Annotated in this window: 2 protein-coding genes; both read right to left on the bottom strand. The window is 43.4% G+C overall.

The window, feature by feature from the left end:
* Nucleotides 1-10 precede the first annotated feature (10 nt).
* Nucleotides 11-475, bottom strand: a complete 465-nt coding sequence (locus tag N1032_RS23175; RefSeq protein WP_259542699.1) for an NUDIX hydrolase — start codon at nucleotides 473-475, stop codon at nucleotides 11-13.
* A gap of 123 nt (nucleotides 476-598) precedes the next feature.
* Nucleotides 599-1,470: TerC family protein (locus N1032_RS23170; RefSeq protein WP_259542698.1), on the bottom strand; the 872-nt coding region annotated here is incomplete at its 5' end.

Raw genomic sequence — 1,470 nt, 5'->3', positions numbered from 1 at the left:
ACTACCTCTTTTATTTAATTAAGCCAGCATTGAACATGACGACGAGATTGAAATCGCGGAAATGTGATGCTGTGTTTGCGAGTTCTTCTGGATCAATCCAGTAGGGAGACGTCTCCTTCTCAAAACCCTTTGACGCCGAGACGCTAATCTCTTTGCTGATAATCCCGTGATAGATGTTGACATGACAACCTTCAAAAGTGATGGCCTGAGAGAAATACAGTTCAGAGAGATACTGAACATCTAAGCCAGTTTCCTCTTTTAGTTCACGTTTAGCAGCTTCACGGGCTACTTCACCGTGTTCAATTTTACCGCAAGGTAAACCAATCTGACCGTCTTTATGACGAAGCACGACAAGAACACGACCTGTATCTTGCGCCACCACCAACACTAAACTTGCACGACGCATATTATTATTGCGAATGTTCATGTAAGCATCAGCGATGCGTTCAGATGTTTTGAATTTAGGGTTTAACATGTAACCTCCAGTAAATACTATAAAGCGCTCCGAAGAACGCTTGAATTATTCACTACTGGTTTCTGTCGAGTTCTTCATTCACCTTTATCCACCATTCGCGGAACTCAGGAGAATTAAAATCGACTAACTCTTCTTTGGGACAATCATACTTGCTAAGACGCCGGTGGCGAGGGTGGCGAGTACAATAGAAACAGAAGTAAGAGGACTAATATCAACACCCATCGGCTCAATAACAAGCTTCACCCCAATGAATACTAATACAGCAACCACTGCTTTCTCTAGATGATGAAGTCTTTCCATCAAAGCTTCGAGAACAAAGAAGAGTGCCCTTAAACCAAGTACAGCCATCAACATTGCAGAATAAATGATTGCACCATCTTTAGCTACGCCAATGACCGCAGGGACGCTATCAAAGGAGAACATAACATCAGACAGTTCAATAGTTAAGGCTGCAAAGAACAGAGCACCAGCTTTAGGGAACCAACGACGTGCAACTTTGTTATACCACATGTTGTCATAATCATCTTCTTCATCTTCCGATTCATTAGACGACAACATTGCTTTGGCAGACCAGAAGATAACAGCAGCAAATACCCAACTAACGAGCAGATGCAACGTCACTTCGAATCCGAAGAGATTGAACAACCCAAGTTCTGAATTGAACAATGACGCACCGAAGAATACAAAGATTGCACGGAAGATGATTGCACCGATGATACCATAGGTAAGAACGGTGTGCATATCTTCTTGTTTTACAATGCGATAGTAACCAAAGATGGCAGAGAACACCATCAGGTTATCAATCGACAAAGCCTTTTCCATCGCATAACCAGCGAAGTATTGGCTTGCTGCGGCAGTGCCTTGCTCAAGGTAGATAAGTCCACCCATTGCAATACCGCAGAGTATCCAGAAAACAGACCAAAGCGAAGCGGCTTTGACGCCCATTTTCTCTCCCTTCTTATGACCAAAGAAGTCAACGAGAAGGGCACCACCAC

The organism is Herbiconiux daphne (assembly GCF_024979295.1).
GTDB classification, from domain to species: domain Bacteria; phylum Actinomycetota; class Actinomycetes; order Actinomycetales; family Microbacteriaceae; genus Herbiconiux; species Herbiconiux daphnes.
The sequence above is the reverse complement of the archived record's forward strand: the minus strand, read 5'-3'. Positions and strand labels throughout refer to the sequence as shown.

What these genes read in the sequence shown, in the direction of transcription:
- N1032_RS23175 (WP_259542699.1), bottom strand. Translation starts at nt 475, where the DNA reads ATGTTAAACCCTAAATTCAAAACATCTGAACGCATCGCTGATGCTTAC.